The sequence below is a fragment of the Candidatus Paceibacterota bacterium genome, assembly GCA_028714635.1.
Lineage (GTDB): Bacteria > Patescibacteriota > Minisyncoccia > Phycocordibacterales > JAQTLZ01 > JAQTLZ01.
This window is the reverse complement of record JAQTLZ010000003.1, coordinates 57,211-73,071: the sequence shown is the minus strand read 5'-3', so window position 1 is coordinate 73,071 and position 15,861 is coordinate 57,211. Positions and strand designations below refer to the sequence as shown.

15 protein-coding genes and 1 riboswitch are annotated in these 15,861 nt (G+C 42.5%); of the genes, 11 read left to right on the top strand and 4 right to left on the bottom strand.

Annotation, left to right across the window (positions count from 1 at the left end):
• The first annotated feature begins 12 nt into the window (after positions 1-12).
• The 5 genes from PHS53_02675 to PHS53_02655 are packed head-to-tail and all read left to right on the top strand — an operon-like array spanning position 13 to position 5,269.
• Entirely contained in the window at positions 13-411 is a 399-nt protein-coding gene (locus PHS53_02675) for a DoxX family protein (protein ID MDD5357028.1), read from the top strand.
• 36 nt (positions 412-447) lie between these two features.
• Positions 448-903 carry a hypothetical protein gene (locus PHS53_02670; GenBank protein MDD5357027.1) on the top strand — a complete coding sequence of 152 codons (456 nt, stop codon included), beginning with the start codon at positions 448-450 and terminating at the stop codon, positions 901-903.
• A 44-nt stretch (positions 904-947) separates the two neighbouring features.
• Positions 948-2,450, top strand: coding sequence for a glycogen/starch synthase (locus tag PHS53_02665; protein ID MDD5357026.1), 1,503 nt, complete (start codon positions 948-950; stop codon positions 2,448-2,450).
• An 8-nt stretch (positions 2,451-2,458) separates the two neighbouring features.
• On the top strand, positions 2,459-3,610 hold the full coding sequence (locus tag PHS53_02660) for a polysaccharide deacetylase family protein (protein ID MDD5357025.1): 1,152 nt from the start codon (positions 2,459-2,461) through the stop codon (positions 3,608-3,610).
• A 33-nt stretch (positions 3,611-3,643) separates the two neighbouring features.
• Positions 3,644-5,269 carry an alpha-amylase family glycosyl hydrolase gene (locus PHS53_02655; protein MDD5357024.1) on the top strand — a complete coding sequence of 542 codons (1,626 nt, stop codon included), beginning with the start codon at positions 3,644-3,646 and terminating at the stop codon, positions 5,267-5,269.
• A gap of 5 nt (positions 5,270-5,274) precedes the next feature.
• On the opposite strand, the gene PHS53_02650 is transcribed toward PHS53_02655, so the two are convergent.
• Genes PHS53_02650 through PHS53_02635 form a run of 4 tightly spaced genes read right to left on the bottom strand, consistent with a single transcriptional unit; the run spans position 5,275 to position 9,349 of the window.
• The gene (locus PHS53_02650; GenBank protein MDD5357023.1) at positions 5,275-6,486 is read right to left on the bottom strand and encodes an ABC transporter permease; all 1,212 of its coding nucleotides are present in this window, start codon (positions 6,484-6,486) and stop codon (positions 5,275-5,277) included.
• Positions 6,483-7,199, bottom strand: a complete 717-nt coding sequence (locus tag PHS53_02645; GenBank protein MDD5357022.1) for an ABC transporter ATP-binding protein — start codon at positions 7,197-7,199, stop codon at positions 6,483-6,485. The genes PHS53_02650 and PHS53_02645 overlap by 4 nt, the downstream gene beginning before the upstream one ends.
• A 14-nt stretch (positions 7,200-7,213) precedes the next feature.
• Positions 7,214-8,890, bottom strand: coding sequence for an HlyD family efflux transporter periplasmic adaptor subunit (locus PHS53_02640; GenBank protein MDD5357021.1), 1,677 nt, complete (start codon positions 8,888-8,890; stop codon positions 7,214-7,216).
• 12 nt (positions 8,891-8,902) lie between these two features.
• Positions 8,903-9,349 (bottom strand): MarR family winged helix-turn-helix transcriptional regulator, encoded by a 447-nt coding sequence (locus PHS53_02635; GenBank protein MDD5357020.1) that lies wholly within the window; start codon positions 9,347-9,349, stop codon positions 8,903-8,905.
• A 90-nt stretch (positions 9,350-9,439) separates the two neighbouring features.
• On the opposite strand from PHS53_02635, the gene PHS53_02630 reads away from it, so the two are divergent.
• The 6 genes from PHS53_02630 to PHS53_02605 all read left to right on the top strand — a co-directional run bounded on the left by PHS53_02630 (position 9,440) and on the right by PHS53_02605 (position 15,860).
• Positions 9,440-10,066, top strand: a complete 627-nt coding sequence (locus PHS53_02630; protein MDD5357019.1) for an HD domain-containing protein — start codon at positions 9,440-9,442, stop codon at positions 10,064-10,066.
• 5 nt (positions 10,067-10,071) lie between these two features.
• Positions 10,072-10,617, top strand: coding sequence for a CYTH domain-containing protein (locus PHS53_02625; GenBank protein ID MDD5357018.1), 546 nt, complete (start codon positions 10,072-10,074; stop codon positions 10,615-10,617).
• A 13-nt stretch (positions 10,618-10,630) separates the two neighbouring features.
• Positions 10,631-11,059 carry an NUDIX domain-containing protein gene (locus PHS53_02620; GenBank protein MDD5357017.1) on the top strand — a complete coding sequence of 143 codons (429 nt, stop codon included), beginning with the start codon at positions 10,631-10,633 and terminating at the stop codon, positions 11,057-11,059.
• Positions 11,056-11,940 (top strand): hypothetical protein, encoded by an 885-nt coding sequence (locus PHS53_02615; protein MDD5357016.1) that lies wholly within the window; start codon positions 11,056-11,058, stop codon positions 11,938-11,940. Before PHS53_02620 ends, PHS53_02615 begins: the two co-directional genes overlap by 4 nt.
• A gap of 148 nt (positions 11,941-12,088) precedes the next feature.
• A riboswitch (adenosylcobalamin (AdoCbl) riboswitch) is annotated at positions 12,089-12,230 on the top strand.
• 52 nt (positions 12,231-12,282) lie between these two features.
• Positions 12,283-14,184 carry a hypothetical protein gene (locus PHS53_02610; GenBank protein MDD5357015.1) on the top strand — a complete coding sequence of 634 codons (1,902 nt, stop codon included), beginning with the start codon at positions 12,283-12,285 and terminating at the stop codon, positions 14,182-14,184.
• 11 nt (positions 14,185-14,195) lie between these two features.
• Positions 14,196-15,860: an AAA family ATPase gene (locus PHS53_02605; GenBank protein ID MDD5357014.1), complete on the top strand. Its 1,665-nt coding sequence runs from the start codon at positions 14,196-14,198 to the stop codon at positions 15,858-15,860.
• The last annotated feature ends 1 nt before the right edge of the window (position 15,861 follow it).

Below are 15,861 nucleotides of genomic sequence, written 5' to 3'. Positions count from 1 at the left end.
TTAATTTTTATTATGAAGAATATGAAAAAATATGCTCCGCTTGTGCTTCGCGTCGGTATTAGTCTCGTCGTTTTGTGGTTTGGTTTTCAACAGCTCTTACATCCGCAGATGTGGGTGAGAATTCTACCTGCATGGACAGCATCACTCCCATTTACACCCCTTACTCTCATTGCTATCAATAGTTGGTTTGAAATTATCTTCGGTCTCGCGCTTCTTGTTGGATTTCAAACAAGAATTGTTGCTTTTCTTGTGGCGCTCCATATCTTCCACATTGCATACACTTTGGGCTACGGTGCCGTTGGAGTCCGGGATTTTGGATTGGGAATGGCCGCTCTCTCAATGGCAATGGGAGAACCTAATGAATTGTCGCTCGATGGTTATTTAGCAAAGAAGAGGCAAATGGTGGTCTAGGTTTTCTTTTGAACAGATTTTATCTAAAATAGAAGGATGAATATAAAACGGATAGACCTCCAGATTCTCCATTTTGTAAGAAGGATTTCAATTCCCCTCGCAAGGTTTTCTATTTTTCTGGTTTTTTTCTGGTTTGGTTTTTTGAAAGTACTCGGACTTAGTCCTGCGTCAGTCATGGTCAAGACGCTCCTTCACTCAACTATGCCTTTTATGGATCCGCCGACATTTCTTATATTTTTTGGCCTTTTTGAAATGCTTATCGGAATTCTTTTTCTTATCCCGGGGCTCGAGAGGGTAGTTATTCCGCTTCTTTTCATTCACATGATTACAACTATGCTTCCCCTCTTTATTCTGCCGAAAATGGTCTGGACGGCAGTTTTGGTGCCCACTCTCGAAGGTCAATATATCATCAAAAACATCGCTATTATTGCGGTAGCTATAGGTATTGCCGCTCATCTCCATCCGATTCGTACTCGCCTAATGCCCCTTTGAAATTGGCTTAAAATGTGGTATTGTTGTACCCATTCGCACATTTTATGCGCCAACGCCTTACAATCGCCCATATCATCTCGGAGGTTCAACCTTTTTCCAAAAGTGGTGGTTTAGCCACGATCGGAGGCTCTCTTCCTCGTGCTCACAGAGAACTTGGCCATAACGTTCTTATCATCACTCCTTACTACGAGAATATCGTCAATATCGAAGGCCAGACGCTCGAAGTTGTCGCTGAAAATGAGCATATAGAACTTTCTCCCGGAATTTGGGAGGAGGTGAGTTTCTTGAAGGGTATGCTTCCATCAAGCGATGTGCCCGTGTATTTTGTGGCAAGCAAGAAATTTTTCGGCGAAAGAAACACTCTATATGGAGCGGTAAACGATAATGCCCGCTTCTTTTTCTTTGATGTTGCCGCGCTTCATCTTCTTAAACTACTTGATCTAAAGGCGAATGTGCTTCATTGTCACGATTGGCACACCGGCCTCATTCCTTATTTTTTGCGCGGACGATATAAAAAAGACGAATTTTGGCATGATACTGCGTGCCTTTTCACTATACACAATCTTGCATTCCAGCTCGGGCATGATTGGTGGGCTATTCCTGAGGGTGAGCGCGATCCCGGCACTTCTTCCTTGCCGACGTTTGATGATATCGATAGGGTAGAGAAAATCAATTTCGCAAAGCGCGCGATTATGAACGCTGATGCGATCAATACTGTATCAGAAACATATCGAGAAGAGATCATGACCAAAGACTTCGGTCAGGAGTTGAATCGTGTTCTTAAAAATCGAGAAAAAATTGTTTTTGGAATTGTAAATGGTATTGATTACGATGATTACAATCCGCTCACTGATCCGGGTCTTGTTCAACATTATAGCGACAAATCTGCGAATAGAAAAAAAGACAATAAGCTTTATATTCAGAAAAAGTACGGTTTGGAAGTAGATGAGTCTGTACCTCTTATCTGCATGACATCTCGCATTACCAATCAGAAAGGTTTCGACCTTTTTTCTCTGGTAGTCTCTACCATTTTGCGTTTGAATGCACAGATTATCATTATGGGGGATGGAGATAAGGCGCTCAGCGACACGCTTTCAGCTGCGGAAAAAGAATTTCCGAAAAAGTTCGCATTTGTTCCTTTTGATAGCGATATGGAGACTTCTCTTTATGCGGGGTCAGATATGTTTCTTCTTCCATCGCGTTTTGAGCCGTGCGGAATCAATCAGCTCATTGCTCTTCGTTATGGATGTATTCCAATCGTCCACCATATCGGCGGATTGGCAGACACTATCACTGATTTTGATCCGTACGAGCAAACCGGAAACGGGTTTACATTCACTCGGTATGACTCCGGAAATCTCTTGATTGCAATCGTTCGTGCACTTGAGACATACAAATATAAAGATACATGGAAAGCTCTTGTTGTCTTCGGACTTCAGCAGGCGAATTCTTGGATAATTCCAGCGCAAAAATATATTGAACTCTATAAGACCACAATACGGCTCAAGAAGAAGTTTATGAGGAATGGAGGAGGGAATGGCAAATAATTTCTTGTATGAAGTATTGGGTCAACATTTTGCATATCTATCAGCCGCCGACGCAGGAGAAGGAGGTGATAGAAAAAGTTTCAAATGAGAGCTACTCGCTTATTTTGAAGCTTCTCGAAAAATATCCCAATCTTAAGATTACTTTAAATATTAACGGTTCGCTTGTTGAGCTCTTAGAGAAATACGGGAGGGCGGACATACTTCTTGGTATTCGAAAATTCGCCGATGAGGGGAGGATCGAACTTCTCGGGAGCGCGATGTATCATCCAATACTTCCGCTTTTGTCGAAAAAAGAAATAGAACGGCAGATACAACTGAATGAAGATGTTTTGAAAAAATATTTTGGAAATGCATATAAAACGGCCGGTTTTTATCTGCCCGAACTTGCCTACGGGAAAAAAGTCGCGAGCGTCTTGAAAAAGCTCGGGTTTACTTTCCTTGTTCTCGATGAAACCCACACGGAAGCCAAAGTGAATCCGGAAGTCAGATACGTCTTAAAAGGCAACGGACTGAATGTCATTTTTCGCAATACTGAATTCTCGAAAACATTTCCTCCTGAATATATTTCTCAAAATAAGGCGAAAATTCTGGGTGATTATATTGTCACGCTTCATGATGGAGAACTCTACGGACATTGGCATACAGACGATAGGGGATTTTATGAACGTATTTTCACCGACATGGAGGTGAAGACTCTTGCAGCTTCTGAATATCTTTCTCGACTCTCTAAAAGCGAAACTATTTCGGTTCGCGAGGCAAGCTGGGAATCCACCAAAGAAGAACTTGCCGAGAAAATTCCTTTTGGACTTTGGAACGACCCAAGAAATATGATTCATAAACGCCTCAATCTGTTTAGGAACTTTGTCCTTAAAACTGTCGAAGGCGCGCAGGGAGATTTAGAATATGGAAAAGCAAGAAAGTATGCCGACAAAGGAGTAGCAAGTTGTGCATGGTGGTGGGCGAGCGAAAGGAAGATCGGTCCGTTTTCTCCAGTCTCTTGGAATCCGACAGAAATTGAAAAGGGGGCGAAACAGCTTCTTCTCGCGGTGCGCGCACTTTCAAATGTTGATGAAAAGATAAAATTAAAAGCTGAGAAACTTTTTGCAAAACTACACGAGCTCATTTGGGAGAAACACTGGAAAGATCATAAAAACGGCTGAGATAGATTTCAGAATCTGCGTTATAATAAAAGTATGTTTTGGTTTCATCGTCCTAAGTGGTACGAAAACGCGGTTATTTATCAAATTTATCCGTGGAGCTTTCAAGACTCGAACGGAGACGGTATTGGCGACCTTGAAGGTATTATTTCAAAGCTCGATTATTTTCGGGGCAGCCCGCATTCCCTGGGCGTTGATGCTTTGTGGATTTCACCTGTATATCCATCGCCGATGAAGGATTTCGGCTATGATGTTACGGATTATTGCAATATAGATCCCAGATTTGGAACGCTCGGGATTTTCGACAAGCTTATAGTAGAGGCGCACAAGCGGGGGCTTAAGATTATTATGGATTTGGTGGTCAATCATACTTCCCGGGAACATCCATGGTTTCAGGAAGCGAGAATGTCAAAAACGAACCCAAAGCGTGATTGGTACGTTTGGAAAGATCCTCTGCCCGGAGGACTACCTCCGAATAACTGGCTTGCTGTTTCTGGCGGGCCAGCGTGGACACCCGATCCTTCGACTGGGCAATGTTATCTCCATCATTTTCTCCCGCACCAGCCAGATTTGAATTGGAGAAATGAAGAGGTCCGGAGAGAATTTAAAAAGATAATTGATTTTTGGCTCAAAAGGGGAGTTGACGGTTTTCGCGTAGATGCAGTCGCGCACACGATCGAAGACGAGCGTTTCCGTGATGACCCGGTGAATAAGCATTTCGCTTCGGGTGTTGATATTCCTTATGACGCCTTCCTTCATTTGTATGATGAGAATCAACCTGAAGTTGCGGGCGTTATCAATTATATTTGTGAATGTTCGAAAAAATTCAAAGATATATTTGTGGTGACAGAATCGTATCTCAATTTGGCCAAACTTATGAAGATCTACGATGGATGCCCTTATCACAATCACGCGCCTTTCAATTTTAATTTTTTCGAGATTTTCAAAGAGCCCTGGTCTGCTGAAAGTTATCGCTCATTTATAAACGCGTTCGATAAGCTTGTGGGTCCAAACAGGATTCCGACCTACGTGCTCGGTAATCATGACCATAAGAGGATTTTGACGCGCTTTGGAGAACATCGCACGCGTCTCCTTGCACTTATGCTTCTTACGCTTCGAGGAACTGCCTTCGTCTATTACGGAGAAGAAATCGGGATGAGAGATGTTGCTATTCCAAAACACAAGATGAAAGATGGTTTCGCTACGCTCATCGAGAATCCTTCGATTATTCGGGATCCGGAAAGAACACCGATGCAATGGTCGGACGATCTCTATGCGGGCTTTTCGGAAGCGGAACCGTGGCTTCCTGTTTCGGATGACTACGCGAAGGTAAACGTTAAAACAGAAAGGGCAAATCCGGAATCTATGTTTTACCTTTATAAAATGCTTCTCTATTACCGCAACGCTTCAGAATGTCTACGATATGGAGCATATATGCCGCTTGACACAAAGTCCGCCGATATCTTTTTCTATAAGAGATACACAAAAAAAGAGGAATGGTTTGTTATGCTTAATTTTTCAAATGAAACAGTAGTTGAAGAGTTGGTTCTGATAAAAAAGGATATTAACATAGTATGTTCATCCTATATGAATGCTCCTCTCGTGTCGGAGAAAAATAAAATTACACTTCGGCCGTACGAAGGAATTCTTTTTACTCTCTAGCTTCCTTATTCATACCGCAAAGCCTCTATTGGATTTAGCTTTGCCGCGCGACGGGCCGGATAATATCCGAAAATAATTCCGATTGCGGTTGAAACTCCAAAGGCCAGAAGCACGGAAGAAAGCGAAACTTGCGTTTGTACGATGCCGAAATAGGTCACGAGAGAAGCGATTGACCATCCCAGAACAATCCCAATAAATCCTCCGATGAAAGTAAGTGCGATTGCTTCAACAAGAAACTGGGTGTTAATGTCGCTTCTTTTCGCTCCGATCGCTTTGCGAAGTCCTATCTCTTTCGTCCTTTCAGTGACGGTGGTAAGCATCATGTTCATAATTCCGATTCCTCCCACTACGAGTGAAATTCCCGCTATAGAAGCTAAGAATAATGTAAAAGTATTTACTACTGTAGAAAGTGTGCCCAAGATATCCTCTTGTGAAATGATGGAAAAATCAGCTTCGTCCACCCGGTGTTTTTCGAGGAGAGCGGTGGTTATGAGGTCGCGCACCGTATTCATCTGTTCTTTATCGGTCACGCTCACATAGAGGGCGGAGAGATAATCCACTCCGCTTAAGACTTTCTGCATTGTGGAGAGGGGAATGATAACTAAATCATCTGGTCCGGAAAATCCTGCACCTCCTTTCGCTGTCAATATTCCAACAACTCGAAAGATAGTATTGTTTATGCGAATTGTTTTTCCCAACGGGTCTGCCTCGCCAAAAAGATCTTTTGCAATATTTGCTCCAAGCACGGCCTCTCTTCCGATGCTTCTTATGCTCGCGTCGCTTAAGAAATTTCCCTCCGCAACAGAGAGATTTTTTACTTCGAGATACGCCGGGAGAACTCCATTTACTGTGGTGTTCGTATTATTTCCTGTTGGAGCGCTTACTTGAAACCTTCTCGATAATTCTGGAGAAAGTGCGGCGATTCCTTCGATTGTTTTTATAATATCCACATCCTCATTTTTGAGACTTTGAGCGGAACCTCTTCCTGACGAGACGAGCCCTCGTCCCGGCTGTACGACTCCGGGCAAAATGGTGAGAAGGTTTGAACCGAGACTTTCAATTGAAGATTGTATTTGTACTTTTGCGCCCTGTCCGATAGAGACCATTGCAATCACAGAGCCGATTCCTATCACAATACCGAGCATAGTAAGGCTAGTGCGAACTTTGTTCGAAGAAAGAGCGGTGTATGTTTCTTGAAGGATGTCCAGCGTTGTCATCTTGTTTCGCTTTTGTGAATAATTCTTCGCGTATGCTTTTTGCTGTCGCTTAATACCAATCCGTCTTTGATATGAATAATCCTTTCAGCATGTTCCGCAACATCCGATTCGTGGGTGATAAGTACAATGGTGCGCCCCTCCTCTTCATTTAAACGCTGGAATGTGCCGAGCACAATCTCTCCAGTTTTTGTATCAAGGTTTCCGGTCGGTTCATCTGCGAGAATGAGTTTCGGATTGTTCACAAGCGCTCTCGCAATTGCCACGCGCTGGATTTGTCCTCCAGAGAGCTGGTTTGAAAGGTGGAGAAAATGATCTTGTTCGAGTCCCGCGGCTTTTAATGCCTTCTGTGCACGAATTATCCGTTCCTCTTTTTTTATTCCGTCATATACGAGCGGGAGCATCACATTGCGAAGCACGGTGGCTCGCGGAAGAAGATTGAAAGCTTGGAATACAAAGCCGATTTTATCTCTTCGTATGTTTGCCAGTTCATCATCGCTTAGTAAACTCACATCTTTTCCATCTAGAAAATATTTTCCAGAAGTGGGAGTGTCGAGAGCTCCGAGGATGTGCATGAGCGTAGATTTCCCCGAACCTGACGGCCCCATAATTGCGACAAATTCTCCATTAGTAATCGAGAAGCTTACTCCGCGAAGCGCTTGAAACGCCAAATTTCCTGATGAGTATGTTTTTGTGACATCTTTGATTTCAATCATGGTTACTGAAGTTTCTATCTTCCTGTTGTACCGCGATTTGCTCCGCCTCCAGTTGTTGTACGCGTTCCTCCCCCAAAGATGCTCGGTGCTTGAGAAGTTGTGGGGGATGCCGATGCGGCAATCGTTCGTACAATGATCTTATCTCCTTCTTTGAGTCCCGAAGTGATTTCTGTCTTTGTATCACCCGCAGTGCCAATCTCTATTTCTTGCTGAATCGGCAAAGCAGATGAAGTCACTCCTGATTTTGAGGAAGTATCTCCTGAAGCATCGGGGAGAATTTCTACATAATGTTTTTCACCCCTTATTTTTACAGCGCTATTTGGTATCGCCAGTACATTTCCTATCGTGCTTGTCACAATCACCGCGTTCGCGCTCATCCCAGCTTTTACCCGGTCATCTTCGGTGTTGAATGCGACTTTTACATTGTAATTCACCACTCCCTGCGTGACTGTGCCCACAAGGTCCATCTCGACGACTTCTCCAGAAATAGAAAGTCCTTCTACTGCATCGAAGGTCAGCGTTACTTTTTGTCCGACTTTGATATGAGCGATGTCTACTTCATTAAGGGAAATATCGGCGATCTTTGTTTTACTGAGAAAGATGCCAACTACACTCCCACTCGAAATCGAATCATTCTTTTCTACGTCCAGCCGGCCTACGATGCCATTAAAAGGAGCTGTAATAAAGTGATCGTAGTAGGCTTTTTCTTTTTGACGCACATTTAGTTCGCTTGATTTTACGTCTGTCTCTTTTGGCCCGTTTTTTACGTCGGCAAGGTTGAGCCTCGTTTCTTCAAGGTTTCGTTTTCCTGATGCAATAGATTCTTTGGCTGAAAGAAGGTTTGCTACGGCAGAGTTTATTGTGGCTGTGAGCGAGCTTACCGCTGCATTTGCTTCACTCGCGTCCGTATCGCTTGCTTCCGCGTATCGGCTTGTGTATGAGACTGCATCTTTCGCGTCTTTTGCAGCTTTGGCGACTATATTCGCGGTTTGGTATCCATTTATGACCTTAGCTTCTATAATTTCAGGATTCGTTTTCGCTGAAATACCAACGATATCTTTCTGAAATGCGTAAAAAGCTGTTTCTGCGGTTACGAAACTTTCGTATGCCTTCGTTCGGTATGTTCTCTCAGTTCCATCCAGACCGTAGTTTGTCTGGCGTAAATATCCATTTCCCGACAAAAGGGAATTAAGATCGTCGTGAACTTTAGACATATCGAAGGAAGATGCTGTAAGGGTTCCGAGAGCATTGTTGTAGGCGGTAGTGAGTGAACTCTCGGCATTATTGAGGGTATTTTGCGCCTTTATAATATCAAGTGGTTCGACAGTAATGAGGTCTTTATAAGCAATTTTTGCGTTTTCGAGTTCAATGCCCGCATCGAATGAGTCTATCTGAAGAATAGTGCTTCCAGCTTTTATTTCATCACCCGTTTTCGCATTGAGGGCCACTACTTCGCCAGAAACTTTTGCTTTGAGTTCAATTTGATTCGAAGCGGAAACTTGGCCTGTTCCGGTGACCGAAGAGGTAATAGTACCTTTTTCGACAGTTGCGAGGATGTATCGAGGTTCGGTCGAGGGGGCAGTGTAGTGCTTATAGATTTGGTAGGCGCCGAAAACGATAGCAAGAACTACTATTAATCCAATAATTTTATGAGCGAGAAACCACAATTTTATTTTTTTATATTTGTGCATAGTTTTATTATATTAGATTTCGACTTCTTTTTTCGCGCAGACGAACATTTTTTCAAGTAGGCGAGAAAGGGTTTTTCGTTCCTCGGGAGTGATGGTGTTGAAGGTGGTCTCGGCATGACGATCGATGTGGTGGAGTGATTTTTTTAAAAGTTTTTTTCCTTTTTCGCTCACATTTAAAAAAGGACTTCGAATATTTTCTGGATTCTTTGTCTTCACAATAAGATCTTTTGCAAGGAGATTTTGGATTTGCCGGCTGATCGAGGCTTCGGTGACGTCCCAGAAGCTGGCGATCTTTTTCTGCGAAGAGTTCGGCAGGTTGGAGAGGGCAGCGAGCATCCTAAATTGCGAGATGCCGATGCCAATTTCATTGCGCAGAATTCTGCCGCTCAAGCGTGCCATCGTAAAGGCGAATCGGAATGTGGGACGAAGCACTATTTCTATAGGTACTTTTTGTTTCATTTCTTTATCTTAGCATGTTAAGTGGAGGAGTCAAGAACTCGAAATTTCTCACTGAAGACTGTTTTTTAAATTTTTGCTACTATAATCGGCATGGAACACCTTACGAAACTTTTCCATATTTTGGAACTCACCCGCAAACAGCCGCAATATGGGTATGCCGTAAATGGCGGAGACATGCCGCTTTCGAATTTGGCAGAGCATCAATATTTGGTAGCAATGCTTGCATGGCAGATCGCCGCTTCTCTTAATGCAAAAGGTGCAAAGATCGACATAAAAAAAGTTCTTGAACTTTCGCTCGTGCATGATCTGGGCGAACTCTTTGGGGGCGATATTTCTATGCGATACAGGAAAGCAAATCCCGAAGCTTATAAGCACGCTAAGAAATTTGAAATAGAAAATCAGCGCTATCTTTCCGGTCTTTTTGGTGCACAGAAAGGATATTTTGCAGATCTTTTAAAAGAAGAACAAGCTTTTGAATCAGATGAATCGCGGATCGCAAAAATTGCTGATTATATAGAGGCTGTGCATTTTAAAATGTATGCCAATAAATTCATGAAATCTGACGTAAAGCTCATCAGCTCGACTTTTATCAAAATGATACAAGGCATGAAAGACAAGATTGCGAAGAAGTTTCTTACGAAGTTCGTTCAGAGTTGGAAAAGGGACATGCTGAAGGATATTTCTTTTGCGGACACGGTGGCTAAAATTTTCTCTTAACTTTTATGGCGCATGAAATTGAGACGAAGGTTTTGGATATCGACAGCGGGGATTTGATCGCGAAACTCACAAAACTTGGAGCAAAAAGAACCAAAGAGACTCGTCTGATTGTGGATTGGTTTGGTCCGAAGGGACTTACTCATGCAGGTGATGATCCGTGGTTTCTTCGAATTAGGCAGAATTCAGAAGGGAAACGTGAAGTGACGTGGAAAGCCAAATCAGAAATTTTGGGAACTGCTCGCAAGCACAAAGAAATTAATTTTAATATTGAGGAATCCGAAAAATTAGCCGATCTTTTTGAAGAATTTGGTCTCGAGCTTTACGGCCATCAGGAAAAAGATAGGATCTCTTTTGTTTTGAAAGACTGGGTATTTGATATCGATCAGTATCCAAAAATGCCAGCGTATCTGGAAATCGAAGGGAGCAGTGAAGAACACGTGAAAGAAGCAATCGTGCTTCTCGGTCTTTCAAAAAATAAAACGTGGGCTAAAGGAGAAAGAACGCTTATAAACGACATTTACGGGCTTGATTGGTTCCATATGAAGTTTTAATAAAACATTTTTTATGGTTGATTCAAAAGAATTAAAACCCAGAGTGGGGATGGGTGTCATTGTTTTCAAAGACGGAAAAATTCTTTTAGCTAAAAGAAAAGGGCAATTTGGCAATGGAGAATATCAATTTCCCGGGGGACATTTGGAGTATATGGAGACGTTTGAAGAGTGCGCAATGCGCGAAACGAAAGAGGAATGCGATATTGAAATAAAAAATATTCGATTTGTTTCGGTTGGTACGACGAAATTATATCCCCCTCGGCATTATGTTCATATCGGGATGTCGGCAGATTGGTCAAGCGGAGAGCCGCGGGTGATGGAGCCAGAAAAAAGCGGAGAATGGGATTGGTATCCGCTCGATAATCTGCCAGAGCCTCTTTTCTCGGGATCGAAAGTTATTTTAGAAAATTACCAGAAAAAAAGAGTTTACTTCAATTCATGAAAATCTCCATCATCGATATCGGAACCCAAAGTCTCAAACATTATATTTTTGAAGTAAAACCGGGTCCTAAAAAACTTATTCATTTTGAACGATATTCCGATGTTGGTCTCGGTGTAGCTGAAAATATTGCTCCTGAGGCATTTCAAAGAACTTCAGAGCTTCTTTCGGTTGCTTTGGTCCGAAATAAAAAAGAAGGCGTGAAAATGCTAAAAGTCCTTGGCACAGAGGCTTTGAGAAAAGCAAAAAATGCTCCCGAGTTTTGTAGAATGGTTGAGGACATTCTTTCTGTGACGCCAGAGGTTATTTCTCAAGAGAAAGAAACTCTTTATCTCTATAAAGGGTTTGTTAATGTGATTCCATCAAAAATCCAGTTTGCAGCAGTAAATATTGGCGGAGGAAGTACAGAATTAGTTTTTGGAGATAAGAAAGATCTAAAAAGCTTTAATAAATTCCCTTTTGGAGTTAAATTTTTGAAGGGAAAATTTTTACGGGGTGATGGCGCTATTGATTGGGATAGTCTCGATAAGTATTTAGAGGCGGAAATGATTATAACCGAAAAGGCAGATATTATTTTTGTCACTGGAATCTTGCATTTCGTAGAATTAATTAGTTCTCCTCTTAAGTTATCTTTTACACCAGGCGCATTTTCTGCGCACACCATGCTTTTTTCTCCGGATGGTTTTTCTGATTATGTCCAGAAATTAAGGCGAACACCAATCGATGAATTAAAAAAGATGTATCCGAAAGATCCGGCGTTTTGCGACAATATTGCCGTTGGACAATCTGTTTATCTTGCAATTGCAAAGAAAGTTGGGGCCACACAGATTTTTCCTAGTAATAATGATCTAACGGACGGAGTGATTGAAGAGATGTGTTCTTAGCTAATTCCAGGAATCTCCTTATTTTATGAGCTTTAAAAATTTTTCCCTAGCTTTTATTTTAATGTGTGCTGTGCGTAGTAATCCACTCTTGCACGTGTTTCTCTGTGACATATAATATCCTTATACGTTTCCGGTTTTGATTGTTGTTTTTGAAAAATTATTTCGTTGCGTTGGGGAAGTCCGGTGTAATTCCGGCACAGTACCGCTACGGTAACTCTCGAAAGAGGGAAGTCCGAATACCGCGCACGAAAGTATGTTTCGTCAGTCCTCGAGTAAAGGATGTGAGATTAAAGAGTACGCGCTTGCGCCTCTTCGCCACCTTCTTTCATCGAGAAGGATTTTTTGTCTTTATTTATTTTCATGCCAGAAACACTGCAAGAAATACCAGAAGATTTCATAGATAAACCTCAAGCTCCCGTACTTGAGGATATTCCTCCTGTCGAGAGAGTTCCTGCAGATTCTCGAGAGGATACCAAGTCTCCCGAAGATGTTGCGAATGAAGAAAGGCTTAAACAAGAAAATTTAGAAGCGAAAAGGGAGGCGCGAAAAGCCGAGAGAGGAGAGTGGAGAGATGGGGATATTCGGGCAGTCATCGCGAAAGAACACGGAGGGAAAAGTAAGGAATGGGGGGTGGATGATGAGGTGAACATATCCGGCGACAGTACGTATTTTAACGAAGCAGATGGGAAAATTTATGATTTAGCAACGGATGAGTGTTTGACTGATAAAACAGGGAAAGGCTCTGTTAATGAGAATGAAAATTTTCGAAAGGCGGATGAGGAGATGAGAAAGGGCTTGGCCGAAAAAGGTTCCTACACTTTCAAATTTGTTGATGAAAAAGGCACTCATATTACATTTGTCAGGCTTGAAGGACAGAATAATGAGATTAAATATTCCTATTATTTACATCCTGAAAAAGAACTTGTAATACGAGAAGAGACTGATGATGGATATGATGATTCAGAAATAGTAAGCACATCTTTTGATGGAGATAGTGATAACGATAGCGGGCCGCTCGTAATTGATGTAAATGCCGAATTGCGAGAGCAAATGGGGATGGAAAATGCTTCAGGAATTTTTTCCGACGCATCTCTTGTGAATGGGACGAATGGAGAAAACACGCAAGTGGATGCGGTGGACTCAATCTCTATCGCTCCGTTATTTGAAACTTCTCATTTGAATACGATTATAAATATCTCGCCTAGAGAAGCGCCAGAGAGGCAAGCACCGGAAGAGAAAGTGCAAGGAAAAGCAGAGATTTTTGCAGAAAAAACTGAAAACTTCGAAGCAATCGCTCGCGTGAATAGCCAAGAGCGTTTGGAGCGGGAGTCAGAGGAAGAATCCGAAGTGGTAGAAGTACATTCCGAAAAGAAAGAAGAAATTATTGAAGAGCTGTTAGCGCCAGAAGTTTTCCAAGCAGACGAGAAACGGGAGCCAGTCGTTTTCAAAGAAGAAGGAGAAGATATCCTTATTCCAAGCGATTTGAGTAAAAGAGCTGGTACGGATAGCACGGAAGCTAAGGAGACTTTAAAGGCAGGAATTTTCGAGGAAGAACAGCCGTCCGGAATTGAGTTGGTGAGCATTCCCGAGCCAGAGCCAGAAGATCCGGAAGGAGGTGGAGATACTTTTGCTGAGGATAAAATTGAACAGCAAATTGTTCCTCTCAAAGAAGTTTGGGAAGAAGAGTTTATTCTTGAAAAAATAACAACCCCAGATAAACCTCCGATAGTACCAGAAGCGGAGAAAAAAGATCTGCCAAAGGAGAAGGAAAAACAGGTTGTCATTGCAGAAAAGAAAAAGCCGATAAAAATAGAGAAACAAGAAAGAAAAGAACCGGAGGAAACACCTGAGAAAAGAGAAGTGGCGGAAAAAAATGCAGACAAGCCGGGCATTATTGAGAAGAAAATAGAAGAAGACAAAAAAGAGGATAAAATTTCTGATGAAGTCCTTATTCCTTCTCCGTATGTTCAGTTTTCTCGTCCGGAAGCGAAGAGAATCGTGGTTGAGAATGAAAGGAAAGGAGACCAGGCGCAAGAAAACATTTCCGAGACGGGTGCGAATACAATCGATATCTTTTCAGGGCAGGAGAGGGATGCTCGTTTTGGTGAATCTCGAGAAAAAGCGGGAGTTCTAAGCGGAGTGAACGGAAGACAGCCGCAATCAAATATTGACGAATTGGAAGCGGAACGAACCTATACCGAAAGTGATCCGTCGAGCGGTATCACAATGAGACGAGCCGCGTAATTTAGATTTCCATGACTGATTTTCATTTTAAAAAAATTGAATATTTTGATCTTCGAAAAGAAGTTCGCTCGGGCAAATTGCCGAACGTTATTGGCCGTACCGAGGAAATGGAACGGCTTACACGTGTCGTGACTCGAAAGATAAGCAACAATGTCCTCGTTGTTGGCTCAAATGGCATCGGGAAAACTACCCTTGTTTATGGCTGGATAAAAAAGATGGCAGGGAAGAAAGAGTTTGATTCGCTCCAATTTATCCAACTTGATGCGGAGCATTTGTATGAGCTTGAAAATGAAGCCTATGCAAAATATTTTGAGCAAGCACTGACGACCTTGCCTCCATCTGTAGTTTTTATAGATAATTTTGGAAGAGCGGTACTTGGCAACAGTTCACTCCTTAAAAATATTTTTCGCCTCTATCAGATACTTCTGAAAAAGTCGCACGTGCGAATCGTTTTGGCCCTTGAACCTAATGAATATGCATGGCTCGAGCGGGAACATCCTGCATTTGTTAAATCTTTTGAAACGATACAAGTGAAGAATCAAACTTCGCTTGAGTACGCGCAAATCCTTGAAAGAGCACTACCAAATCTGAATGGGGAACATGTTTTGGTTTCGGATACGGTGCTCAAAGAAATTGTGGGCTTTGTGGAACGATTTCCCAAACTGGGGCAATTGCCTCGGGGAGCAGTCAGTCTTCTTGATGAAAGTCTTGCCTATGCTGTGTCGCTTGGGAAGAAAGAGCTTTCGGATGACATTATTGCTTCTGTCGTTGCGGGCAAAACTGGAATTCCTAAAGCGCAATTGAAGCCCGATGAGCTTCATGTGCTCAAAAATCTTGAGTCTGTTTTGAGCGAAAGAATAATCAACCAAAAAGGAGCAATAAAGAAGATTGCGGCGACGCTCCAGAGAGCGAAATTGGGAATTCGAAATCCGAATAAACCATTGGGCTCGTTTCTTATGCTCGGCCCTTCTGGGGTGGGGAAAACCGAAACAGCAAAACTTATCGCAGAAAATATGTTCGGCCGAAGCGAAACATTTATCCGTTTTGATATGTCGGAATTCGGGCAGGATCACACTGTGCAGAGGCTTATCGGCGCTCCAGCGGGGTACATCGGGTATGAAAGTGGAGGAGCACTTACCAACGCGCTTCGGGAAGAACCTCACAGTCTCATTCTCCTCGATGAAATTGAGAAGGCACACCCGAAAGTATTCGATATTTTTCTTCAAGTTCTTGATGATGGGCGGCTCACATCTGGCCAGAATGAAACCGTCGATGCTCGCCACTCTATCATTATGGCGACTTCGAATATTGCTGTGGATGAGATTCTCAAAGAATTTGAAAAGGGAAATGATGTGGGAAGCGAAGCCTTTCTCAAAGAAAAGATTATTCCAGCGCTTGCGAAGACTTTCCGCCTTGAATTTTTGAATCGTTTCGACAGTATTCTTATTTTCAATCCGCTTTCTCTCAAAGGCCTTGTCGAAGTTGCACAGCTTGAAATCAAGAAAATTGAAGCACGACTCTCCAAACATAGAGTGCAGTTCGATATTGATCCTGCGCTTCTTGAGGCGAGAATTAAGACTATGGTTGATCCACGATTCGGCGCACGTCCTGTGAAGCGATTTATTGAGGAGACATGTGAATCGCTTCTTGCTCGTTCCTTGCTTAATAAAAAGTAAT